This window comes from Tateyamaria algicola, assembly GCF_047715485.1.
In the GTDB taxonomy this organism is placed as follows: domain Bacteria; phylum Pseudomonadota; class Alphaproteobacteria; order Rhodobacterales; family Rhodobacteraceae; genus Tateyamaria.
In genome coordinates, this window is sequence record NZ_CP180422.1 from 2,401,327 (window position 1) to 2,425,347 (window position 24,021).

General features: G+C 65.6%; 22 protein-coding genes. 18 read left to right on the forward strand and 4 right to left on the reverse strand.

Annotated features, from left to right (window positions below; genetic code table 11):
• Positions 1–9: 9 nt before the first annotated feature.
• The 7 genes from ACMHLQ_RS14165 (at position 10) to ACMHLQ_RS14195 (ending at position 8,532) form a co-directional block, all read left to right on the forward strand.
• The gene (locus tag ACMHLQ_RS14165; RefSeq protein ID WP_415401308.1) at positions 10–1,281 is read left to right on the forward strand and encodes an RsmB/NOP family class I SAM-dependent RNA methyltransferase; all 1,272 of its coding nucleotides are present in this window, start codon (positions 10–12) and stop codon (positions 1,279–1,281) included.
• A 73-nt stretch (positions 1,282–1,354) separates the two neighbouring features.
• Complete coding sequence (locus ACMHLQ_RS14170) at positions 1,355–3,100, forward strand: heparinase II/III family protein (protein WP_415401309.1); 1,746 nt, start codon at positions 1,355–1,357, stop codon at positions 3,098–3,100.
• Between the two features lie 15 nt (positions 3,101–3,115).
• Complete coding sequence (purH, locus tag ACMHLQ_RS14175; protein WP_415401310.1) at positions 3,116–4,699, forward strand: bifunctional phosphoribosylaminoimidazolecarboxamide formyltransferase/IMP cyclohydrolase; 1,584 nt, start codon at positions 3,116–3,118, stop codon at positions 4,697–4,699.
• A 7-nt stretch (positions 4,700–4,706) separates the two neighbouring features.
• Entirely contained in the window at positions 4,707–5,198 is a 492-nt protein-coding gene (gene lspA / locus ACMHLQ_RS14180) for a signal peptidase II (protein ID WP_415401311.1), read from the forward strand.
• A gap of 51 nt (positions 5,199–5,249) precedes the next feature.
• Complete coding sequence (locus ACMHLQ_RS14185; RefSeq protein ID WP_415401312.1) at positions 5,250–5,762, forward strand: DUF3035 domain-containing protein; 513 nt, start codon at positions 5,250–5,252, stop codon at positions 5,760–5,762.
• Between the two features lie 89 nt (positions 5,763–5,851).
• On the forward strand, positions 5,852–7,204 hold the full coding sequence (locus tag ACMHLQ_RS14190) for a M16 family metallopeptidase (protein ID WP_415401314.1): 1,353 nt from the start codon (positions 5,852–5,854) through the stop codon (positions 7,202–7,204).
• Complete coding sequence (locus ACMHLQ_RS14195; RefSeq protein ID WP_415401315.1) at positions 7,201–8,532, forward strand: M16 family metallopeptidase; 1,332 nt, start codon at positions 7,201–7,203, stop codon at positions 8,530–8,532. Before ACMHLQ_RS14190 ends, ACMHLQ_RS14195 begins: the two co-directional genes overlap by 4 nt.
• Positions 8,533–8,616: 84 nt before the next feature.
• Here ACMHLQ_RS14195 and ACMHLQ_RS14200 read toward each other — a convergent pair whose 3' ends face one another.
• Together ACMHLQ_RS14200 and deoC are read right to left on the reverse strand one after the other, a co-directional pair.
• Positions 8,617–10,959: an aldehyde dehydrogenase family protein gene (locus ACMHLQ_RS14200; protein ID WP_415401317.1), complete on the reverse strand. Its 2,343-nt coding sequence runs from the start codon at positions 10,957–10,959 to the stop codon at positions 8,617–8,619.
• 79 nt (positions 10,960–11,038) lie between these two features.
• A complete protein-coding gene (gene deoC, locus ACMHLQ_RS14205; protein WP_415401318.1) occupies positions 11,039–12,040 on the reverse strand; it encodes a deoxyribose-phosphate aldolase in 1,002 nt (333 codons plus the stop codon).
• A 175-nt stretch (positions 12,041–12,215) separates the two neighbouring features.
• Here deoC and ACMHLQ_RS14210 point away from each other — a divergent pair, with 175 nt between their 5' ends.
• From ACMHLQ_RS14210 to ACMHLQ_RS14240, 7 genes are all read left to right on the forward strand, one after another.
• Complete coding sequence (locus ACMHLQ_RS14210) at positions 12,216–13,712, forward strand: DUF4153 domain-containing protein (RefSeq protein ID WP_415401320.1); 1,497 nt, start codon at positions 12,216–12,218, stop codon at positions 13,710–13,712.
• Positions 13,709–14,392: a response regulator transcription factor gene (locus tag ACMHLQ_RS14215; RefSeq protein ID WP_415401322.1), complete on the forward strand. Its 684-nt coding sequence runs from the start codon at positions 13,709–13,711 to the stop codon at positions 14,390–14,392. Before ACMHLQ_RS14210 ends, ACMHLQ_RS14215 begins: the two co-directional genes overlap by 4 nt.
• The gene (locus ACMHLQ_RS14220) at positions 14,380–15,321 is read left to right on the forward strand and encodes a sensor histidine kinase (protein ID WP_415401324.1); all 942 of its coding nucleotides are present in this window, start codon (positions 14,380–14,382) and stop codon (positions 15,319–15,321) included. Before ACMHLQ_RS14215 ends, ACMHLQ_RS14220 begins: the two co-directional genes overlap by 13 nt.
• 84 nt (positions 15,322–15,405) lie before the next feature.
• Positions 15,406–16,377, forward strand: coding sequence for a metal ABC transporter solute-binding protein, Zn/Mn family (locus ACMHLQ_RS14225; protein ID WP_415401326.1), 972 nt, complete (start codon positions 15,406–15,408; stop codon positions 16,375–16,377).
• The gene (locus tag ACMHLQ_RS14230) at positions 16,374–17,174 is read left to right on the forward strand and encodes a metal ABC transporter ATP-binding protein (RefSeq protein ID WP_415401327.1); all 801 of its coding nucleotides are present in this window, start codon (positions 16,374–16,376) and stop codon (positions 17,172–17,174) included. The genes ACMHLQ_RS14225 and ACMHLQ_RS14230 overlap by 4 nt, the downstream gene beginning before the upstream one ends.
• Before the next feature lie 3 nt (positions 17,175–17,177).
• Positions 17,178–18,380, forward strand: a complete 1,203-nt coding sequence (locus ACMHLQ_RS14235) for a metal ABC transporter permease (RefSeq protein WP_415401329.1) — start codon at positions 17,178–17,180, stop codon at positions 18,378–18,380.
• Complete coding sequence (locus ACMHLQ_RS14240; protein ID WP_415401330.1) at positions 18,377–19,291, forward strand: metal ABC transporter permease; 915 nt, start codon at positions 18,377–18,379, stop codon at positions 19,289–19,291. The genes ACMHLQ_RS14235 and ACMHLQ_RS14240 overlap by 4 nt, the downstream gene beginning before the upstream one ends.
• Positions 19,292–19,416: 125 nt before the next feature.
• Here the strand turns inward: ACMHLQ_RS14240 and map are convergent, their stop codons facing one another.
• Entirely contained in the window at positions 19,417–20,229 is an 813-nt protein-coding gene (gene map, locus ACMHLQ_RS14245) for a type I methionyl aminopeptidase (RefSeq protein ID WP_415401331.1), read from the reverse strand.
• Between the two features lie 68 nt (positions 20,230–20,297).
• On the reverse strand, positions 20,298–21,002 hold the full coding sequence (sfsA, locus tag ACMHLQ_RS14250) for a DNA/RNA nuclease SfsA (protein WP_415401332.1): 705 nt from the start codon (positions 21,000–21,002) through the stop codon (positions 20,298–20,300).
• A 48-nt stretch (positions 21,003–21,050) separates the two neighbouring features.
• Between sfsA and ACMHLQ_RS14255 the strand changes: the two genes are divergently transcribed.
• The 4 genes from ACMHLQ_RS14255 to ACMHLQ_RS14270 are packed head-to-tail and all read left to right on the forward strand — an operon-like array spanning position 21,051 to position 24,011.
• A complete protein-coding gene (locus ACMHLQ_RS14255) occupies positions 21,051–21,773 on the forward strand; it encodes a competence/damage-inducible protein A (RefSeq protein ID WP_415401334.1) in 723 nt (240 codons plus the stop codon).
• A complete protein-coding gene (locus ACMHLQ_RS14260; RefSeq protein WP_415401336.1) occupies positions 21,770–22,492 on the forward strand; it encodes a GNAT family N-acetyltransferase in 723 nt (240 codons plus the stop codon). Before ACMHLQ_RS14255 ends, ACMHLQ_RS14260 begins: the two co-directional genes overlap by 4 nt.
• On the forward strand, positions 22,489–23,055 hold the full coding sequence (locus ACMHLQ_RS14265) for a peroxidase-related enzyme (protein ID WP_415401338.1): 567 nt from the start codon (positions 22,489–22,491) through the stop codon (positions 23,053–23,055). Before ACMHLQ_RS14260 ends, ACMHLQ_RS14265 begins: the two co-directional genes overlap by 4 nt.
• Positions 23,056–23,057: 2 nt before the next feature.
• Positions 23,058–24,011, forward strand: coding sequence for an OmpA family protein (locus ACMHLQ_RS14270; protein WP_415401340.1), 954 nt, complete (start codon positions 23,058–23,060; stop codon positions 24,009–24,011).
• Positions 24,012–24,021 lie beyond the last annotated feature (10 nt).

The window sequence follows — 24,021 nt, forward strand, 5'->3', positions numbered from 1 at the left end:
AGGACACCCATGAGCGACATCGGTCTGCCCGCGCGGCGCAGCGCAATCTACCTGCTGGACCAGATCATGGGCGAGGGCAAGTTGATGGCCGAGGTCATTGGCGCAGGCGCGTTGGACCGCCTTGACCCTGCCGACCGTGCCCGCGCGCAGCGGCTGGCCACAGAAACCCTGCGGGGGATGGAACGTGTGGACCGCATCCTGCAACGCCATTTGCAAAAGTACCCGCCGCTGACTGTGCGCAACGCCCTGCGCATCGGCACATACGAGCTGTGTCAGGGCGAGGCCGCGCATGGTGTGGTGAACGCAATGGTCAGCATCATCTCGCGGCACAAGCGCTATGGCCACCTCAAGGGGCTGGTGAACGCGGTGCTGCGCAAGGTGGCTGACAAGGGGCCGGACCAATGGCCGACCCTGCGCACCCCGCGCCTGCCCAAATGGCTGCGCAGCCCGCTGGTGGCTGCGTGGGGGGCTGAGGCTGTGGGGGGCATGGAAACGGCCTTTTTCGCCGCTACTCCGCTGGATCTGACGCCCAAGACCGATGGCGCAGCCGTGGCCAAGGCCACGGGCGGGACGTTGCTGCCAACAGGGTCGGTGCGCTTGACCGACGCGGGACAGGTGTCGGCCCTGTCTGGGTTCACCAGCGGGGACTGGTGGGTGCAGGACGCGGCGGCCGCTGTTCCTGCGCGCGTGCTTGATGCACAGCCGGGCGAGGCGGTGCTGGACCTGTGCGCCGCACCAGGTGGCAAGACAATGCAACTGGCCGCCACGGGCGCCGATGTCACGGCGGTCGATATCTCTGCCGGGCGGATGGAGCGTGTGTCGCAAAACCTCGTGCGCACCGGGCTGAACGCCACGACGCAGGTCGCGGACGCCTTTGACATCACCGGCCAGTTCGACGCCATCCTGCTGGATGCGCCCTGTTCGGCCACGGGCACGATCCGGCGGCACCCCGATCTGCCTTTTGCCAAGGACGGGTCTGAGTTCGGTGCGCTGATGGAGTTGCAGGCGCGCATGATCGACCACGCGCTGACTTTGCTGAAACCGGGCGGGCGGCTGGTGTTTTGCACCTGCTCGCTGCTGCCGGACGAGGGCGAGGTACAGGTGGATGAGGCGCTGGAACGGCACCCCGATCTGGCGGTGGATCGCACCGCGCTCGACCGTCCCGGCATTGATCTTGCCTGGATCACTCAAGAGGGCGGGCTGCGCCTGCGCCCCGACATGTGGGCCGAACATGGGCACATGGATGGGTTTTACATCGCCTGCCTGCGCAAAACCGGCTGAGATCGCGTGACTTGGGCGCAGGCCCAAGCTATGCTGCCGCCAAACGCGCTCAAGACGCATCGAGGCAGGCAGTATGTCCACGACACATGGGTTTTCTGAACGAAAAGCCAGATTTCTGAACCTTTGGCACGCGCGGCGCACGACGCGGGCCAAGGCGGCGACGGCATTCGTGTCCGCGCCCGAGCCACGCACCATCGGCAGCTTTGCCAAGGGGCGGCAACTGGTGGCGGGCAACTATCTGTTTGCAGGGGCCCTTGTCGAAGCGCCGGGCACGGACCTGTGGGATGTGTCGGCACCCGATCAGGCCTATCTCGATGCGATCCACGGCTTTGCCTGGATGGACGATCTGGCGGCGGTGGGCGATGCCTCGACCCGAGAGGTTGGGCAACGTTGGCTTTGGGGTTGGATCGAACGGTACGGGCGCGGGCGCGGGCCTGGCTGGACACCCGACCTGACCGGGCGTCGCCTGATCCGCTGGATCAACCACGCACTGTTCCTGCTGCGCGGCCATGATGCGCCGGAATCCGAGGCGTTCTATCGCTCGCTCGCTCAACAAACGCAGTTCCTGTCAAAACGCTGGCACGCAGCCGCCCCCGGACTGCCCCGGTTCGAGGCTCTGACGGGCCTGATCTATGCCGGTCTGTCGCTTGAAGGGATGGAGGCGCTGGCCCCACCCGCTGTTGCCGCGCTGGCGCGTGAATGCCGCGAGCAGATCGACGATCAGGGCGGCCTGCCCACCCGCAATCCCGAAGAGTTGCTGGACGTGTTCACCTTGCTCACCTGGGCCTCTGCCGCGCTGACCGAGGCGGCCAAACCGGTGCCCGAGGCGCATCTGGCTGCCATTGAGCGGATCGCGCCAACATTGCGCACCCTGCGCCACTCTGACGGCAGCCTTGCGCGCTTTCACGGTGGCGGGCGCGGGCAAGAGGGCTGGCTTGATCATGCGCTGGCGGCATCGGGCATTCGCACACGGCAACCGGATGGATTGTCGATGGGATACGCGCGCCTCAGTGCAGGGCGGTCCAGTGTCATCATTGACGCCGCGACCCCGCCGACGGGCGAGGCGAGTTACAACGCCCATGCCTCGACTCTGGCTTTCGAACTTACCTCTGGCCGCCGCCCGCTGATCGTGAATTGCGGCTCGGGCATCAGTTTCGGCGCGGATTGGCGCCGGGCGGGGCGCGCCACACCGTCGCATTCGGCCCTGTCGCTGGACGGGTTTTCCAGTGCGCGGCTGGGCGATGCAGAGCGCAACACCGCCCGCGAGGCGCTGATTGACGCGCCCGATCATGTGCCGATCGAAGTCAGCCACGCGCCGGATGGTCTGCGCTTTCAGGGTGGACACAACGGCTATGTGCGCACCCACGGGCTGACCCACGCGCGCCAGTTGGAACTGACATTCGACGGGCGCGGCATGGCGGGCGAAGACATGTTGCTGGCGCTCGAAGACAACGAAAAACGTACCTTTGACAAGGTGATGGATGCCAAGCGGCTGGCAGGCATCCCCTTTGACATCCGCTTTCACCTGCACCCCGAAGTCGATGCCGAGGTGGACCTGGGCGGGGCCGCTGTCTCCATGGCGCTCAAGAGCGGCGAGATCTGGGTGTTTCGCCATGACGGCACGCAGGACCTGACGTTGGAGCCGGGGGTGTACCTGGAAAAGGGGCGCCTGAAACCGCGGGCGAGCCTGCAAATCGTGCTGACGGGCCGTGCGATGGATTATGCAACCCGCGTGCGCTGGTCCTTGTCCAAGGCGCAGGAAACTGCCATGGGCATCCGCGACCTGAACCGGGACGAACCCGGTGAGATTTACGAATAGAGGACTGCTGCCAACATGACCGACCTGACCCCCGTGCGCCGCGCGTTGATTTCCGTTTCCGACAAGACCGGGCTGGTGGATTTTGCCACCGCGTTGGCCGGGCACGGAGTGGACCTGCTGAGCACGGGCGGCACGGCCCGCGCGCTGCGCGAGGCAGGGCTTGAGGTCAAGGATGTGAGCGAGGTCACGGGCTTTCCCGAGATGATGGACGGACGGGTCAAGACGCTGCACCCGGTGGTGCATGGCGGCCTGCTGGCGCTGCGCGACAATGATGAACATGTGGCGGCCATGACGGAACACGGGATCGGCCCCATCGATCTGGTGGTCGTGAACCTCTACCCGTTCGAGGAAACCGTGGCCAAGGGCGCGGAATACGCCGAGGTGATCGAGAATGTCGACATCGGCGGCCCTGCGATGATTCGCTCTGCCGCCAAGAACCACGGCTTTGTGAACGTCGTGGTGGATGTGGCCGATTATGATGCTGTGCTGGCCGAAATGGCTGAACATGGGGGCGAGACGAGCTATGCGCTGCGGCAGCGCCTGGCCCAGACGGCCTATGCCCGCACCGCCGCCTACGACACTGCCGTCAGCACATGGATGGCGGCGCAGGTCGGGGGCACACCGCGCCGCCGCACCTTTGGCGGGCAGTTGGAACAAACCCTGCGCTATGGCGAGAACCCGCATCAGGCGGCGGCCTTCTATACCGATGGCTCGGCACGTCCGGGTGTGGCCACGGCCACCCAGCACCAGGGCAAGGAGCTGTCCTATAACAACATCAACGACACCGACGCGGCCTTCGAGCTGGTGAGCGAGTTTGCAGGGCAGGGCCCCGCCTGCGCCATCATTAAACACGCCAATCCCTGCGGCGTGGCGACAGGGGCGACGTTGAAAGAGGCCTACACCCGCGCCTTTGACTGTGACCGCACCAGCGCCTTTGGCGGGATCATCGCGCTGAACCACGAACTCGACGCCGACACTGCGCGCGAAATCACGGGCATCCTGACCGAAGTCGTGATTGCGCCGGGCGCCACCGCCGAGGCGCGCGAGGTGTTCGCGGCCAAGAAAAACCTGCGCTTGCTGACGACAGACGGGCTGGCGGATGAAAGTGCCGCCGCGATTGCCGTCAAACAGGTCTCTGGCGGCTTTCTCGTGCAGGACAAGGATGTGGGGCGCATCAGCCGCGATGATCTGAAGGTCGTGACCAAGCGTCAGCCAACCGAACAGGAACTGACGGATCTGTTCTTTGCCTGGACGGTTGCGAAACACGTCAAATCCAACGCGATCATCTACGTCAAGGACGGCGCGACCGTGGGTGTGGGCGCCGGGCAGATGAGCCGGGTCGACAGCACCCGCATCGCCGCGCGCAAGGCGCAGGACATGGCCGAGGTGATGGGCCTGCCCGCGCCGCTGACCCAAGGGTCGGTCGTGGCATCGGATGCGTTCTTTCCCTTTGCCGATGGTCTGATCACGGCAGCCGAGGCCGGGGCCACGGCCCTGATCCAGCCCGGCGGGTCGATGCGCGATGATGAGGTGATTGCCGCCGCGGATGAGGCCGGATTGGCGATGGTCTTTACCGGCATGCGTCATTTCCGGCATTAAGGCGCGCATGAAACTTCTCTGGATCAGCGCGTTCATCGCATTTGCCCTCGACCAGGCGTCGAAATACGTGGTCATCCACGTGATGGGCGTGTCGCAGTTCAATCCCATCGACGTGCTGCCGCCTTTGCTCAACTTTCGCTACGGCGAAAACCGGGGCATCAACTTTGGCCTGCTTGGGGACGGCTCCAGCATCTGGCCGCTGATCGCGGTGGCCTGCGTGATCTGCGCGGGCGTGCTGTGGTGGATGTGGCGGCACCCGCAGCCGCCGCTGGCGCGCGCCTTTGCCGGGCTGCTGATCGGCGGGGCGATGGCCAACGTGCTGGATCGGCTGCTTTATGGTTTCGTGCTCGACTTCCTAAACATGTCCTGCTGTGGCATCGACAATCCATTCGTCTTCAACGTGGCCGACATCTTTATCTTTGTCGGGGCGCTCGGCCTTGTCTTCTTTGGGCAGGAAGGGCAGCCGGGCAAAAAGGGGCCTTCCAAAAAGGGCACGTGACAAGCCGGGTCAAGCTGCGATAATGCAGCCCGAAACTAGGAGAGTTCGCTCATGCGCCTTATCGCCTGTGCCCTGATTGCAGTTACCGTCCTTGCCGCGTGCGAGAACAAGGGCCTGCGCCAAGTCACGTCCCGCGGTGAAGGCCCCGACGAATTCATCATCGTCCCCTCCAAACCCCTCGAAGAGCCGGAAAGCTTTTCTGCCCTGCCCGCGCCGACACCGGGCGGGTTCAACCGCACCGACCAGCGCCCGCTGGAAGACAGCGTTGCGGCCCTGGGCGGGCAACGTTCGTCCCCGAATGCGGCCGTACCCGGCAGTGACGCGGCACTGGTCAATCACGCCAGCCGTTTTGGCCGCGAGAGCAATATCCGCGCCACCCTGGCCGAAGCAGACGCGCAGTTCCGCAAACGCCAGTCGCGCCTGACACAGATCCGCATCTTCCAAGAAGACACGTATGATCGGGCCTATCGGCGCGAAGCGTTGAACCCGGCCCAGACGGCGGCACGCTTCCGCCGCGCCGGCATTCCGACGCCGACGGCACCGCCCTCCGGCAACCGTCGCTAAGGCGTCAGTCTCACAAACACGCCAGCGTGGCTTGAACGCAGGCGCGACCAGCGTATTTGTACTGCAACCGCCACCAATCAGGATGTGCCATGACTTCTTTGCGCTCTGCCCTTGCCGGGCTCGTTTTGTCTGCGGCCATGCCGCTGACCGTGCAGGCCGCTGACGAGGGGGTGACAACCTTTGAGTTGGACAATGGCATGCAAGTCGTCGTGGTCGAGGACAACCGCGCGCCCGTGGTGCAGCACATGGTCTGGTACAAGGCCGGGTCGGCGGACGAGCCTGTCGGCTCTTCCGGCGTTGCGCATTTCCTCGAACATCTGTTGTTCAAAGCGACCGACACGCTGGCCGAGGGCGAGCTGTCGTCGACCGTGGCCGCCAATGGGGGCCGCGACAACGCCTTCACCAGCTATGACTACACCGCCTATTTCCAGCGCGTCGCAGCCGACCGGCTGGAACTGATGATGCGGATGGAATCAGACCGGATGCGCAATATCCGCCTGACCGAACAGAACATCGCGACCGAGCGCAATGTGATCCTGGAAGAACGCAACCAGCGCACCGAGAACAACCCCCGCGCCCTGTTTGCAGAACAGATGAGCGCGGCGCAGTATCTCAACCACCGCTACGGGGTGCCGATCATCGGCTGGCGGCACGAGATGGAAACCCTCGATATGCAGGACGCGCTGGGGTTCTATGACACCTATTACTATCCCAACAATGCGATCCTCGTCGTCTCGGGTGATGTGGACGCGGATGAAGTCAAGGCGCTGGCCGAGACCTATTATGGCGTCATCCCCGCCAATCCCGACCTGCCCGAACGCGTCCGCTCGCAGGAACCACCGCAGACGGCGGAACGCCGCCTGATCTTTCGCGATCCGCGCGTGGCCCAGGAATATGTGAGCCGCTCTTACCTCGCCCCCGAACGCGACCCCGGCGACCAGAAGGCCGCCGCCGCACTGACCCTTCTGGCCGAAGTGCTGGGCGGCGGGCAGACCAGTTACATGACGGAAAAGCTGCAATTCGAGGAACAGAAGGCCGTCTTTTCGGGTGCGTTCTATCGCGGTGTGTCGCTGGATGACACGACCTTTGACGTGGTGATCGTGCCCGTGCCGGGCCTGTCCCTGCAAGAGGCCGAAGACGCGATGGACGGCGTGTTGGCGCAGTTCCTTGAGGATGGTGTGGATCCCGACCAGCTGGAGCGGATCAAGTATCAGCTGCGCGCCAGCCAGATTTACGCCCGCGACGACGTGGACCGGATCGCCCGGCGCTACGGCGCCGCGATGTCCGTGGGTCTGACTGTCGAAGACGTGCAGGCATGGCCGGATGTTCTGCAGTCGATCACAGCGGATGACATCATGGCCGCCGCGCGCGGTGTTCTGAACCGCGAGGCATCCGTGACCGGCTGGCTGACCCGACCCGAGACCGAGGAGGTGACACAATGAGCGCCCACATCACACGCCTCTTTGCGGCCATGATGGCCGTTCTTGTCACCGTCCTGCCCGCGCGGGCCGAGGTCGAAATCACCGAAGTCGTCAGCCCCGGGGGCATCACAGCCTGGCTGGTGCAGGAACCCTCGATCCCGTTCATGGCGCTTGAGTTGCGCTTTCGCGGTGGCGCATCGCTGGATGCACCGGGCAAGCGTGGCGCGATCAACCTGATGACGGGCCTGTTGGAAGAGGGGGCAGGCGATCTGGATGCCCGCGCCTTTGCCCGCGAGCTGGAAAGCCTCGCGGCCTCGTTCGAATATGACATCGGTGACGATTCCCTGTCCGTCTCGGCCCGGTTCCTGAGTGAAAATCGCACCGAGGCCGTGGAACTGCTGCGCCAGTCGATCATCGAGCCGACATTCGGCGATGTGGCGCTGGAACGGGTGCGCGAACAGGTGCTGACAGGCCTGCGGTCTGACGCCAAGGACCCGGACGAGATTGCGCGTGCTGCGTTCGATGCCATGGCCTACGGCGATCATCCCTATGCCACAACCTATCGCGGCACCATCGACAGCGTAAGCGCGCTGACGCGCGACGACATGATCGCCGCGCACAGGGCCGTCTTTGCCAAGGATCGCCTTTATGTCGGCGCAGTGGGTGACATCACGCCCGAAGAGCTTGGCCCGCTTCTGGACGAATTGTTGGGCGCACTGCCCGAAACCGGCGCGCCCCAGCCCGGCCCGGCGGAGATTTTGATCGAAGGCGGCACGACGGTTGTGCCCTTTGACACACCCCAGTCGGTGGCCATCTTTGGCCAGCGCGGGATTGAACAAGACGACCCGGACTTCTTTGCCGCGCGCGTGCTGAACCAGGTGCTGGGCGCCGGGGGCTTTGAAAGTCGCCTGATGACCGAAGTGCGGGAAAAGCGCGGGCTGACCTATGGCGTCTATTCCTTCCTTGTGCCGATGGATCACGCGGCCACGTTGCAGGGGCAGGTCGCCTCGGCCAATGACCGGATTGGCGAGGCCGTGTCGGTGATCCGCGACGAGTGGGCCCGCGCCGCCGCCGAAGGGGTGACGCAGGCCGAGTTGGACGCGGCCAAGACCTATGTGACGGGGGCGTACCCCCTGCGCTTTGACGGCAATGGCCCGATTGCGCGGATCATGGTCGGCATGCAGATGCTGGGCCTGCCCATCGATTACATCGCCACCCGCAACGACAAGGTCGAAGCGGTGACGCTGGAGGACGTGAAACGGGTCGCAGGCGAATTGCTGGACCCCGAGGGTTTGCATTTCGTGGTCGTTGGCCAACCCGAAGGACTGGAAAGCACCGTCGCCAATTGAGTGCTGACGCACACGCGATGTTTTAGGGGGCTCTGCCCCCGGCCATGCGGCCTCCCCCCGTGGTATTTCCAGTCAGAAGAAGCGCTATTCGCCGTAGGGCACCCAGACTGTTTTCACCTCGGTCGCGGCGTGCAGGAACGTGCGCCCTTCGCCTTCAGGCCCCATCCAGTCGCGCGCTGCGCCGTTGTTGACCCACGTGCGTTTGAGGTTGCCCGCCGCCGCGCGCTCAATCGTCGCCGACAGGTCCGTGCCCGAGAAGGACCAGACCGCATCTACATTGAGATGTTTGGCCACGTGGGGCGCAAGATCGCTGTGATCGCCCGTCAGGATGTTCACCACACCTGCGGGCACGTCCGAAGTTTCGAGGATCTGGTAAAAGTCGGTCGCGGCCAGCGGGAACGGTTGTGAAGCGGCCAGCACGACCCGGTTGCCCATCGCGATGGTCGGCGCCATGCACGAGATCAGGCCCAGCAGCGGTGCCTCGTCCGGGCAGAGGGCGGCAATGATCCCGGTGGGTTCGTTCATGGCCAGCGCAATGCCGCGCAGGGGCACACCCTTGGCCGCGCCGTCGTACTTGTCGGCCCAGGCCGCATAGGTGAACAGACGCTGGATTGATGCCTCGACCTCTTTTTCACCGTTGCGCCCGCCTTGCAGCGTGTTGAGCCGTGCGGCGAATTCGTCGGCGCGGGCCGACAGGTTTTCGGCGATATAGTACAGGATTTGCGCCCGCAAGTGGCCCGTTGTCTTGGCCCAGCCCTTGGCAGCGGCTGCCGCTTCGACCGCGTTGCGCACGTCCTTGCGGTTGGCCAGGCTCGCCTGGCCCAGCAGCGCGCCGTTCTTGCCATAGACGTTCCGGGAATAGCCCCCATCGGGGCGCGCCTGTTTGCCCCCGATATAGAGCTTTGCCGTCCGGTCCAGCGGATCGCTTGGCCCCTCGTCTCCTGTAAAGGCCGCGATGGGCTTGAGCGGTTTGGTGGCGCCCTTGGGTTTGGTGTAGGCCTGCAACCCTTCCCAACCCCCTTCGCGCCCGAACCCGCTTTCGCGCACTCCACCAAAGCCCGCGGCGGCGTCAAAGAGGTTGGTGGCGTTCACCCAGACGACGCCGGCGGCCAGTTTCGGCGCGATGTCGAGGGCGAGGTTCACGTTCTCTGTCCACAGCGTCGCGGCCAGCCCATAGCGGGTGTTGTTGGCCAGCTCCACCGCCTCGGACGGGGTGCGGAACGTGGTGGAGACAAGGACCGGTCCAAAGATTTCCTCCTGCATCAGCGCATCGGCAGTGTTGAGCCCGGTGATGAGGGTGGGGGGATAGTAGCTGCCCGTGGCGGGCAGGGTCGTTTGGGGCTGATAGGTGGTGCCCGCGCTGTTGTCGGCGACCATGCGCGTGATTTTGTCCAATTGCACGGGGTCAACCACCGCGCCCACGTCGATGGATTTGTCGAGCGGGTCGCCAATGCGCAAGCGATCCATGCGCGCGCGCAGCTTGGTATAGAATGCGTCCGCCACCGGTTCATGGACCAACAGGCGCGATCCTGCGCAGCAGACCTGCCCCTGGTTGAACCAGATGGCATCGACTAGTCCCTCGACCGCCGAATCCAGATCGGCATCGTCAAAGACGATGTAGGGGGACTTGCCGCCCAACTCGAGGGTCAGCGCCTTGCCCGTGCCAGCGGTCGCCTCGCGAATGCGCCGCCCGACCGAGGTGGAGCCGGTGAAGGCGATCTTGTCCACATCTGCGTTCACAATCATTTCGCCCACGGCCCCATCGCCCGTGACGATGTTGACCACGCCCTTGGGCACACCTGCCTGACGGCAGATATCGGCGAACAGAAGGGCGGTGAGCGATGTGTATTCGGCAGGTTTCAACACCACCGTGTTGCCCATGGCCAGCGCAGGGGCGATTTTCCAGGCCAGCATCAGCAGCGGAAAGTTCCACGGGATGATCTGGCCGCACACGCCGAGGGCCTCGCGGTCGGGCAGTTCGGCCTCCATCAACTGCGCCATGCCCGCGTGATAGTAGAAGTGACGCTGGGCAAGGGGGGCGTCGATGTCACGGCTTTCGCGGATGGGCTTGCCGTTGTCGAGGGTTTCAAGGACGGCAAAGAGGCGGCTGTGTTTCTGCAAGAGGCGGGCAATGGCATAGAGAACGCGGGCGCGGGCATGACCGCCGGATTTGGCCCATTTGGGCTGGGCCGCGCGGGCGGCTTTGACGGCGGCGTCCACGTCAGCTTGCGTGGCCTGGCTAAGGTTCGCCAGCGTCTCGCCCGTGGCGGGGTTGCGGCTGTCGAACCCTTCGGTCGGGGCGGTGAAGGCGCCATTGATGAAGTGCCCGAACCTGGCTCCCTGATCGACGATCCAGGCCAATGCGTCCCCGGCCGCCTCGGGCGCGGTGCCATAGTCCATGGTTTCGAAGATTTCTTTGACGGTCATGGCTTTCGTCCTCGGTCAGCGTCCTGGCGGCGTTTTCTAATTTCAGAAAACGGGCCGGAATTTTACTTAAAATTCCGCCTCACCCGATGGCGTGGCGGTACCCGGCGGAATAGGATCCAGTCAGGTGGTGTTCGAGCTGGCGTTCGATGTCGCCCAACAGGGACGACGCGCCAAAGCGGAACAGGTCGGGCATCAGCCACCGGTCCCCCAGCTCTTCCTTGATCAGCGACAGGTAGACCAACGCATCCTTGGCCTTGGATATCCCACCCGCCGGTTTGTAACCGACACGGTGTCCCGTCGCCTCGAAATAGTCCCGGATCGCGCGGATCATCACGAGGCTGACAGGCAGGGTGGCGTTCACGCTTTCCTTGCCGGTCGAGGTCTTGATGAAATCGGCACCGGCCATCATGCACACGAGCGAGGCGCGTGCGATGTTGCGCAGCGTGCCCAGCTCTCCGGTCGCAAGGATCGCCTTCACATGGGCGTCGCCGCAGGCCTCGCGCATCTCTGCCATCTCGTCATAAAGCGCCTGCCAATTGCCTTCCAGCACGTGGCGGCGCGAGATCACGATGTCGATCTCCTCGGCCCCGGCAGCCACGCTTTCGCGGATTTCCTGGATGCGCAGATGAAACGGCGACAGCCCGGCGGGAAAGCCTGTCGAGACGGCGGCCACCGGGATGCCCGTGCCCTTGAGGGCCGCAACAGCCGCCGGTATCATCTCGTGGTAGACACAGACGGCGCCCGTGGTCAGGCCGTCCATCCCCAACGCTTCCAGCATCTCGGCCCGCACCGGCTGGCGCGCCTTGGCGCACAGGCGCTGCACGCGGCGCTCGGTGTCATCGCCCGACAGGGTGGTAAGGTCGATCAGGCTGATCGCCTTCAACAGCCACGCGGCCTGGTGATCCTTCTTGATCGACCTGCGCCCGGGCAGGGTCGCACAGCGCCGCTCGATCGCAGAGGTGTTGGCCTGCACGCGCCGCACCCAGTCCATATCGAGCGGCATGCCAGGATTGCGCGGTTCGGTCACCTGCGGCAGCTGCGCTGTCGTGGTGGTGTTCGTGTCGGTGGTGGTCGCGTGCATGGGGGATCCTTTCGGACGGGTGCAGGCCCTCGGCTTGGCACGGGCCGCGCGATTTGGCAAGCGGTGCCGCTGGGGCGGCGCCCTGCACAAACCCTGCACAAACAACGCGCCCAAGCCTGCACAAGGCCCTGCGATACCTGCCCTCAACACGATGTGCACAACAAGGGACAGGCAGATGAAGACAACGATTTTGCGCGGCGTACCGCTTGCGATGCGGCAGGACGGTTGGTGGCTTGACGATCCCCCCGCACCACCCAGGAACAACCGGGTCCGGCAGCGCCGCGACAGCGTCAGGGCTGCCGTCCTGCTGGCCCTGATTGCACTGGCGGATGTGCTGGTGTGGGATGCCGCCCCCGGCATCAACCTTGCCCTCCTCGGCGGGGCCATCGTTGCGGCAGGGTTGACGATGGCTTGGCCGCAGCTTGGCCCGCGCACGCGCCTCGGCATTGCCGCCGGAACGGTGCTGAGCCTGCTGCCGCTGGTCGAGCTGGTCCAGCCGCTGTCTGTCCTCATTGCCCTCTGCGGTCTGTCGCTTTGTGGTGCGGCACTGGCGGGGCTGCCCCCGCGTGACTTGTGGCGGGGCGCCTTGCGCCTGTGGTGGGTCGCGCCGGTGCAAACAGTGACGGACGGCGCCGCCGGACTGCGGCAGGTCAACGACATCCGCTTGCCCCGATCCGATATGCGTACGCTGGTGATGGGCTGGGCGCTGCCAATCGGTGCTACGGCGGTGTTCGCCACCCTGATCATCGGGGCCAATCCCATCCTCGACCGCGCACTGTCCCAGCTTGCCGACTGGCACCTGCCCGCACCGGACATGTGGCGGCTGTGGTTCTGGGCGTTCATGGGCGCGCTGATCTGGCCCGCGCTGGTCGCACGACGCATGCACGAGCGTCTGCGCGCGCGCAAACCCGAACGGATGACCGTGCGGCGCGAGGGCGTGATCAACGCCACGTCCGTGGCGCGCTCCCTGATCGCGTTCAATGCGCTCTTTGCGGTGCAGACCGGCATGGATGTGCTGTTTCTTTACGGCAATGCCGGGCTGCCCGAGGGGATCACCGCAGCGGCCTATGCCCATCGGGGCGCCTATCCGCTGCTGATCACCGCCCTTCTTGCGGGCCTCTTTGCGGTGCTGGCGCGGCCCTACCTTGCCGGGCGGCCAGTCTTGCGCTGGCTCATGCTGATCTGGCTGGCACAGACCATGGCGCTGGTGGTGGCGTCGGTGTGGCGGCTGGAGACGTACGTGGACATCCACGGGCTGACCCGGCTGCGGCTGGCGGCCTATATCTGGATGGGGCTGGTGGCCGCGGGTCTTGCCCTCGTCACCTGGCAGGTCTGGCGCGACCGGCCCACGGCATGGATGATCCTGCGCAGCACCGCGATGGGCGCGCTCACGCTTTATGTCTGCGCCTTCATCAACTTTGACGGAGCCATTGCCAGCCACAACCTGACGCGGAAGGTAGAGCGCGACACCTACGCCCTGTGCCAACTGAGCGAGGGCGCGCTGCCCGCAATGACACTGCACTGGAAAGCCGACCCCGCCCGCACGTGCAAAATCCTCCACTACGTGCATCCGCACCTGTTTCAGCCCGCAGACTGGCGGGAATGGGGCTTTCGCAACTGGCGGGTGCGCCGTAGCCTTGCGGCCATGACGACCGAGACGATGATCCCATGACCAAGGCCCACCTGCTGATCGTAGATGACGATCCCCACATCCGCTCTGTCCTGCGCATCGGCCTGCAACAGGCCGGATACACGGTGAGCGAGGCGGGCGATGGGGCCGAAGGGCTGGCCAAGGCGCAAACCGGGCGGTTCGACCTGATCGTGCTCGACATCGGCTTGCCTGAAATGGACGGCCTCGCCGTCTGCCGTGCCCTGCGCACCACCCAACAGACCCCGGTGCTGTTCCTGACCGCCCGGCAGGACGAGATTGACCGCGTGCTGGGTTTCGAGATGGGGGGCGACGACTATGTGACCAAGCCGTTTTCGCCCCGTGAACTGGCCGCGCGGGTCGCGGCGATCCTGAAACGCACCAAGGGGCAGGCCGCGCCGACCCTCACGCGCGGCATCCTGCGCGTCGATCCGGCACGCCATCTGTGCGAGGTCAGCGGCACGCCTGTCACCCTCACTGCGCGCGAGATGGAGATCCTGGCGCAACTCATGGCGCAGCCCGACCGTATCTCGGCCCGCCCCGCGCTGACGGACGCGCTTTATGGGGCGCATGGCGGGGTAAGCGACCGCACGGTCGACAGCCACCTGCGCAACCTGCGCGCCAAACTGGCCGATGCGGGTTGTGCGGATGCCATCGAAACCGTGCACGGCATCGGCATCCGGATGGGTCCATGCGCAGGGTAGGGCACAAGTGGCGGCCGCCCCTGGCACTGGTGCTGGGCGGTGCGCTGGTGGGCGTGCTGACGCTGGTGCTGGGCCTCGTGAACCTGCGGGTCTGGGGCAACGTGCTGGGCTGGGGCGAGGTCGCGTGGCTGGTCGTAGGCATCGCCGTGGTTGCCACAGGGCTGCTCGGCTATCTGCTGATGCGCCTCGTGTTGCGGCCCGTCTATGCCCTCACGGGATATGCCCGCGCGATGAAGGCCGGTGATCCCGCCACGCTGCCAACCCATTTCGGCACGCCCGAATTTCGCCAGTTGGGGGCCAGCGTCACAGCCATGGGCGACAGCCTCAACAGCCGGGCCGAGGGGATGAAGGCCTATGCCGATCACGTCACGCACGAACTGACCTCGCCGCTCACCGCCATTCGCGGCGCGGCCGAGCTGCTGCAGAACGGGGCCAGCGGCGCCGATGCCGCGGCCCTCAGCACAACGATCAAAGACGCTGCGACGCGGATGCAGACGCTGCTCGACGATCTGGGCCACCATGCGCGGGCCGCGACAAGCGCAGGCAAGGGCACGTGCCGGGTGTCAGCGGCACTGGACGGGGTCGAGGGCGGTTTGGGCATCACCTTGCAGCAGGACGGCGACATGCCTCTTGCCACTGCCGACTTGCGCGCAATCCTCACACAACTGGCGCGAAACGCCACTGAACACGGGGCACACGCGCTTGTCATCACTGCGACCGAACAGGGCCTGCACATCGCGGATGACGGGCCCGGCATCAGTGCGGGCAACCGGGATCGCATCTTTGACCCGTTCTTTACCACCCGGCGGGAAACGGGCGGAACAGGTATGGGGCTGTCGATTGTGCGCAGCCTTGTTCAGGCCCGCGGCGGGCGGATTTCACTGCTGGACAGCGACCAGGGCGCTGCATTTTTTATCACTTTCGACTGAATGCGCGAAAACACGGCCCTGTGATTGCGAGTCATTCGCATTCTCATTGACTTTCTGCGAATGACTCTCATATTCATTCGTAAGATGACACGTGAAACACATATGTCCCTGTCCCGCCGCGCCGTTCTGGCCGGGCTTGCTGCATTTGCAGCGACACCGACCGTTGCGGCCTCCAGACTCAACATCGTGGCCACCACCGGCATGATCGCCGACATGGTGCGCGCCGTGGGCGGCGACGCTGTCTCGGTCACAGGGCTGATGGGGGCCGGTGTAGACCCGCACGCCTATCGCCAGACCCGCAGCGACATCGTCGCCATGACCCGCGCCGACGCAACCCTCTGGCACGGCCTCTACCTCGAGGCGCAGATGGAGGCGTTTTTCGCCGACCTCGCCCGCAAGCGGCCTGTGCATGCGGTGGCCGAAACGCTTGATCCGGCCCTGTTGCTGTCGCACGAGGATTACGAGGGGCGCTATGACCCCCATGTCTGGATGGATCCGGCGCTGTGGGTGCAGATCGTGCCCGCCGTCGTCGATGCCCTGTCGGAATTGCGCCCCGATGCGCGCCCCGTATTCGAGGCGAATGCCGCAGACTTCATCGCCGAAGCCGATGCGCTCGCTATCTACGCGCGCGACACGCTTGCCGAAGTCCGCCCGGAACGCCGCGTCCTGCTGACGGCCCATGATGCCTTTGGCTATTTCGGGGCGGCCTATGATTTCGACGTGCTGGGCATCCAGGGCATCTCGACCGAAAGCGAGGCGGGCCTGAACCGGATCGGCACGCTGGTCGACACACTGGTAGAGCGCGACCTGCCCGCCGTCTTTGTCGAAACCTCTGTCTCTGACCGCAACATCCGCGCACTGGTCGAAGGGGCCGCCGCGCGCGGTCACAGGGTCAGCATCGGCGGGTCGCTGTTTTCGGACGCGATGGGGCCGGATGGCACCTATGAGGGCACATGGCTCGGCATGATTGATCACAACGTGACAACCATCGCCCGCGCGCTGGGGGCCGACGTGCCTGCAACCGGGCGTTTGGGCAAGTTGAAGGGATCGGCATGAATATTGCGCTCGTCAGTGACCGAACCAAAGCCAACGAGGCGGCGCGCGTTGCCAGCCCGCTGGCGATCCGTGGCCTGACCGTATCCTACGGCCAGACGCCTGCGATCTTTTCTGTCGATATGACACTGCGCGCCGGGGCAATGACAGCGATTGTCGGGCCCAACGGGGCAGGCAAATCGACCTTGCTCAAGGCTGCGCTGCAAGTGATCACGCCGCTGGCAGGCACTGTCACCGTCTTTGGCGAGCCCCTTGCGCGGATGCGCGACCGCATCGCCTATGTGCCGCAACGCGCAAGCGTGGATTGGGATTTCCCGACCCGCGTGATCGACGTGGTGATGATGGGCCTGTACCGCCAACTGGGCCTGCTGGGCCGGGTGCGGGCCAAGCACCGCACCCAGGCGATGGCGGCCCTCACACGCGTCGGCATGGCAGATTTCGCCACGCGCCAGATCGGCCAACTCTCCGGCGGGCAACAGCAACGTGTCTTCCTCGCCCGTGCTCTGGCGCAAGAGGCGGATATCTACGTGCTCGACGAACCCTTTGCCGGGGTCGATGCGGCCACCGAAAAGGCGATCATCGCCGTGTTGAAAGAGCTGCGGGATGCCGGGCGCACTGTGCTGGCCGTGCATCACGACCTGGCCACGGTGCCCGAGTATTTCGACGATGTCGTGCTGCTGAACACGCAAGTGGTCGCGGCGGGCCCTGTGGCCGAGGTCTTTACCGAAACCAACCTGCAGGCCGCCTATGGGGGCCGGTTGACCACCGCGCGCGCCGATCCCGAAAGCGTGGCGGGCTAGGCCATGCTGGCCGACGCGCTGCTGTTGCAGCTGGGCTATAACGCCACCCTCGTGACCCTTGGCGCGGCCCTTCTGGGCATTGCCGCCGGGGTGGCGGGCACCTTCCTGTTTCTGCGCAAACGCGCGCTTGTCAGCGACGCGATCAGCCACGCGACCCTGCCGGGTGTCGGCCTCGCCTTTATCCTGATGGTGGCGCTGGGCGGGGACGGGCGCGCGCTCTTTGGGCTGCTCTTGGGCGCGGGTGCATCGGCGGCCATTGGCCTTTTGTGCGTGCAATGGCTGACGACGCGCACGCGGCTGGGTGAGGACGCGGCGATTGGCGCGGTGCTGTCAGTGTTCTTCGGGCTGGGAATTGTCATCCTCACCGTGATCCAGACGATGAATGCAGGGCGGCAGGCGGGGCTTGAAGGGTTCCTGCTTGGCTCGACCGCAGGCATGTTGCGGGGCGACGCGATCCTGCTGGCGGTGTCCGCCGCGCTTGTGCTTGCGCTTGTGTTGATCCTGCGCCGCCCTCTCGAACTGGCCGCCTTCGATCCCGGGTTCGGCGAGGCGACGGGCTGGTCCATGCCGCGCATCGACCTGGCCATGATGGGCATCGTGCTGGTGGTCACGGTCGTGGGGCTCAAGGTGGTGGGGCTGATCCTGATCGTGGCCCTTTTGATCGTGCCGGCGGTGACCGCGCGGTTCTGGACGGACCGCACCGATCACGTCGTCCTGATCGCGGGGCTTGTTGGCGGGGTGTCGGGCTATGTCGGCGCGGCCAGTTCGGCGATTGCGCCCGCGCTGCCCACCGGGCCAATCGTGGTGCTGGTCGGTTTTGCGCTGTTTCTGGTGTCGCTGCTGCTGTCTCCGGGGCGGGGCGTGCTGGCCTCGATCCTCACGCACAGGCGCTATCAGCGCCGGGTCCACATGCGCCAGGGCCTGCTGGCGCTCGCCCAAGGTCAGCCGATTTTCGAGGCGCTCACCCGCCGCCTGCTGGCCCGTGCAGGGCTGATCCTGCCCGACGGCGTGCCCACGGCCGAAGGGCAGGCGGCGGCGTCCAAGGCGCTGCTGGACGAAACACGCTGGTCGATCGTCCGCGCCGATCAAAGCTTTGCCATGGCCGCCACGCGCTATGACGGGCTCACACCGATTGAAACGGTGCTGACACGCGATCAACTGGCCGAGGTCGATGCGCGCATCGCAGCGCCCCAGGCGGTGTCGTGATGGGGGCGGAGTTCGTGGCCCTGTCGCTGACCCCGATCCTGATCGGGATCTGCGTGGCCGTGGCTTGCGCACTGCCCGGCAACTTTCTGTTGCTGCGCGGGCAGGCGCTGATCGGTGACGCGATCAGCCACGTGGTGCTGCCCGGGATCGTCGTCGCCTTTCTGCTGACCGGGATGGTCGCCACAGGGCCCATGCTGCTTGGGGCTGCAGGGGCGGCCCTGCTGGCGGTGGTGGCGATCGAGGTCATCCGACGGCTGGGCCGGATCGAGGCGGGCGCGGCCATGGGCGTCGTGTTCACCGCGATGTTCGCGGGCGGTGTGCTGCTGCTGGAACGGTCGGACACGTCCAATGTCCACCTTGATGTGGAACATGCGCTGTTCGGCAATCTGGAAAGCCTGATCTGGCTGGATGCGACCGGATGGGAGTCGCTGGTTGATCCGGTGGCCCTCGCGGGCCTGCCGGTGGAACTGCCGCGCATGGCGCTGGCCCTGGTGGTTGTGGCGCTGTTCCTGTTTCTGTTCTGGCGACCCCTCGCGCTGTCGACCTTCGATGAGGGCTTTGCCCGCGGTCTTGGTCTGTGGACCGGCCCGCTGGGCCTCGCGCTGGTGGTGGTGTCGGCCATCGCGGCGGTGGCGGCCTTTGATGCGGTGGGCTCGATCATCGTGATTGCGATGTTCATCTGCCCGCCCGCAGCGGCGCGGATGATGACGAACCGCCTGTTGCATCAGGTCGCGTGGTCCGCCGGGTTTGCCACGTTGGCGGCGATCCTTGGCTATGTGCTGGCAGGCTATGGGCCCTTGTGGGTCGGGGCGGCGGCATCGGTCAGTGCGGCGGGGATGATCGCGACGGTGTCGGGCGCAATCCTTGCGGTCTGCGCGGTCGCCGGGCCACACCGGACGCGCGGCAGTTGAGGTAAGGCGGAGATATCTCCGCCTTACGCCGGTTCAGTCTTGCGCGCTGCGAAAAACGTATCAGCAGGGCGGAGCAAGCGCCGCCTTACGAGGATATGTAAGGCGGAGGTGTCCTCCGCCCCGCGTCAGCCGGAGGTGGGGTGGAACAGGCCCGCGGGCGACAGGGTGAAAATCTGGACCCCGTCCTCGGTCACACCGACCGAGTGTTCGAACTGCGCCGACAGCGACTTGTCGCGTGTCACCGCCGTCCAGTCATCGGCCAGCGTCTTGGTCTCGGGCCGCCCGAGGTTCACCATCGGCTCGATGGTAAAGAACATGCCCGGTTCCAGAACCGCCCCCGTGCCGGGGCGGCCATAATGCAGCACGTTGGGCGGCGCATGAAACACGCGGCCCAGCCCGTGGCCACAGAAATCGCGCACGACAGACATGCGATGCGCCTCGACAAAGCCCTGAATGGCGTGGCCGATATCCCCAAAGGTATTGCCCGGCTTGACCGCCTCGATCCCGCGCATCAGCGCGTCATGGGTCACCTCGATCAGCCGCTCGGCCTTGCGCGGCAGCTTGCCCGCCACATACATGCGGCTTGTGTCGCCAAACCAGCCATCCACGATCACGGTCACATCGATATTCAGGATGTCCCCATCCTTGAGGACCTTGTCCCCGGGAATGCCATGGCACACCACGTGGTTCACGCTGATGCAGCTGGCGTGCTTGTAGCCCTTGTAGCCGATGGTGGCCGACGTGGCCCCGGCCTCTTCCACCATCTGCGTGATGATGCGGTCAATCTCACCAGTGGTCTGGCCGGGAAAGACCAGCGGCGCCATGGCGTCCAGTATTTCGGCCGCAAGCCGTCCTGCCGCGTGCATGCCGGCAAAATCAGCGTCTTCATAAATGCGGATGCCGTCCTTGGTCAGACGGCCACGGTTTTCGCGATCCAAAATCGGCTCCATCGGCGGATAAACGTGCCCCATATATACTGCACTGCGGCGAAAAGGGCCAGTGGGTGTCAGATGCTGACGTGAATGGGGCCCGCCACATCGACCCCGTGCGGCGTTATATGGGTGCCCAGGCACAGGGTTTCCACCCCCGCGCCACACGCCTGCGCATAGGCAGCGGCATAGGTGGGGTCGATGTCCGCGGCGAGGGTAAAGCGGTCACAATCGGTGCGCTGCACCAGGTACAGCATCACCGCCCTGTGCCTGGCCTGCGCCATCGCGGCCAACTCTCCCAGATGCTTGGCCCCGCGCGCGGTCACGCTGTCGGGAAACTCGGCCAGCCCGGATTGGCGGCACAGGGTCACCGATTTCACCTCGACATAGGCATCCCGCAGACCCGCGCCCTGCAACAGGAAATCAATGCGGCTGTTTTCACCGTATTTCTGCTCGGGGCGCACAATGTCATAGCCTTCGAACTCCGGCACGTCGCCCGCCTCGAAGGCCGCGCGCAAGGCGCGGTTGGGCACCGACGTGTCCACGCCCGTGAAATGCCCCGCCCCATGGTCAACCAGCCGCCAGCCGTATTTCAGCTTTTTCCTGGGGTCATCATTGGGTTCCAGCCAAATCCGCGCACCGGGATCGGCCAGGCCCATCATCGAGCCGGGATTGGCACAATGCGCCACCACCTCGCGCCCATCCCCCAGCGTACAGTCCGCCAGAAAGCGTTTGTAGCGGCGGATCAGGGTGGCGGGGACAAGTTCGGTTTGAAAGCGCATGGGTGCAGGCCTATACCGTCACTCAGCGCTGCTCAAGGAGGCCCGCACATGCCCAACCCCACCGCCGCCATGCTGGTGATCGGAGACGAGATTCTGTCGGGCCGCACCCGCGACGCAAACATGCACCACCTGGCCGGGCAGTTGACCGGGGCCGGGATCGACCTGCGCGAAGTGCGGATCGTCAGCGACGACCGGGGCGCCATCATCGACGCGGTGCAGGCGCTGTCTGGGGCCTATGACAGCGTCTTTACCTCGGGCGGTATCGGTCCGACGCATGACGACATCACCGCCGACTGCATCGCGGCGGCTTTTGATGCGCATATCGACGTGCGCGCCGACGCGCGCGCCATCCTCGAGGCGCATTACGCCAAATCCGGGCTCGAGCTGAACGCGGCGCGCCTGCGCATGGCGCGCATCCCGGACGGGGCCACGCTGATCGACAACCCGGTGTCCTCCGCGCCCGGCTTTACCATCGGCAACGTGCATGTGATGGCCGGTGTGCCTTCGGTGTTTCAGGCGATGGTCGCCTCGGTCCTGCCGACGCTGACGGGTGGTGCCCCGCTGGTGTCGCGCACATTGCGGATCGACCGGGGCGAGGGCGACATCGCCGCCCCGCTGGGCGATCTGGCACAAAGCCATCCCGACCTCAGCATCGGCTGCTATCCCTTCCAGAAAGACGGCAAATACGGCGCCAATGTCGTGATCCGGGGCATAGACGCGGGCGAGGTCGACACCGCCATCGCCGCGTTGGAGCAGCAGTTTCCCGCATGATACCCCCCGCGGCCCTCTACGCCGCAATTGACGGCACATGGCCCGCCGCCCGCCTGACGCGCAGCGGGGCATGGACCATCCGCGACGGGCAGGGCGGGGGCAAGCGGGTGTCGGCGGCCACAGCCAACGGCGCGACGACGGACAAGGACATCGCGCAGGCCGAAGAGGCCATGCGCGCCCTCGGCCAAACACCGCTGTTCATGATCCGCGACGTCGATGCTGCGCTTGACGCAGCACTCGACGCACGGGGCTACACCGTGGTCGACCCGACGAACGGCTATGCCATCCCCACCTCTGCCCTGACCGACACGCCCATCCCCCGCGTCACCGCCTTTGCCATTTGGGAACCGCTGGCCATCATGGCCGAGATCTGGGCCAAGGGCGGCATCGGCCCGGCCCGCCTGAACGTGATGGCACGGGCACAGACCAAGACCGCGATACTGGCGCGCTGGAATGAAAAGCCTGCGGGCACCGCCTTTGTCGCCATCGCGGACGGGATCGCCATGGTCCACGCGGTCGAGGTGCTGACACACCAGCGCAGGCAGGGCGTTGCGCAATGGATCATGCGGCGCGCGGCCTTTTGGGCGGCCGAAAACGGGGCCGACTCGCTGGCCGTGCTGACCACGGCGTCAAATGGTCCAGCAAATGCGCTGTATCAACAGTTGGGATTCACCCGCGTCTGCGGCTATCATTATCGCACAGCGCCGGAGACCCCATGACAGACAGCCCCACAGCCCTGAACCTGCCCATGGTCGATCCGCTGCCTGAAGCGACGCAGAAATACTTCGACATCTGCCAGGACAAGCTGGGCATGATCCCCAACGTCCTCAAGGCGCACGCCTTCGACATCGACAAGCTGAACACGTTCACCGCGCTTTATAACGACCTGATGCTGGGCGACAGCGCCCTGACCAAGCTGGAACGCGAGATGGTGGCCGTGGTCGTGAGCGCGACAAACCGCTGCTATTACTGCCTGACGGCACACGGGGCCGCGGTGCGCGCGCTTTCCGGTGATCCGGTGCTGGGCGAACAGCTGGTGATGAACTGGCGCGTGGCAGACGTGACGCCCCGCCAACGCGCGATGCTCGGCTTTGCCGAAAAAGTGACCCTCGCCTCGGCCCAAATCGAAGAAGATGACAGGCAGGCGCTGCGCGATGTGGGCCTAAGCGATCGCGACATCTGGGACCTCATCAACGTGGCTGCGTTCTTCAACATGTCCAACCGCGTGGCCAGTGCGACAGCCATGCAACCCAACCCGGATTATCACGGGCAGGCCCGCTAGGCATGTATCGCACCGGGCACAGCATCGCGGCCTTGCTGCTCTGCGCCGGGACGGCGGCACAGGCGCTGCCCTTTGCTCTGCCCAACAATGCCCGCCAGACCGCCGCACGCGACAGCGTGCTGGATCAGGTGTCGATCCCCGTCGCCCCTTTTGCCGACGGGGTCTTGCAAACCGAAGCCGCTGAAGGGCCGGTGACACGGCGCGCCTACCGCATCCCCTCGCCGGGGCTGACACCGCTGCAAATCCTCGCCCCCCTGCGCGCACAGCTCGAGGCGGCGGGCTACACCGTCCTGCTGGATTGTGACGAAGACAGCTGTGGCGGCTTTGATTTCCGCTTTGGCATCGACGTGCTGCCCGCGCCCAACATGTACGTCAACATCCGCGCCTACCACTTTATCAGCGCGCGGCACCGGACGACGGATGATGCGGTCACGCTGCTGGCCAGCACAGCCACCGGCGCGGCCTATTTGCAGATCATTCAGGTCGGCACCTCGTCCGGAGGCGCAGTGCGCTCCGGGCAAACCGATCCTGTTCCGGCTGACGGAGGCACAGCCGGGGGCGACGACGCACCAACGAGTGACTTTACCGCGACCCTGCTGCAAAACGGATCGGCCGTGCTGCGCAGTCTCGAATTCGCGGTTGGCAAAACCGCTCTGCGCAGCACCAGTACGCCCGAATTGGAAGCGCTCGCCGCGCTCATGCAAGACCGCCCCGGCCTGCGGATCGCAGTGGTGGGGCACACGGATACCGTCGGCGGGCTCGACACCAACATCACCGTGTCACGCGCCCGCGCCCGCGCTGTCAGGACCGCGCTGATCGAGGCGCATGGCGTGCCCGGTGCGCGCATCGAGGCCGAAGGCATGGGATATCTCGCGCCCATCGCAAACAACCTGAGCGCCGAGGGGCGCGAGGCCAACCGCCGGGTCGAGGTGATCCTGATTTCAGAAGGTGGCTGACAGGGCAGGC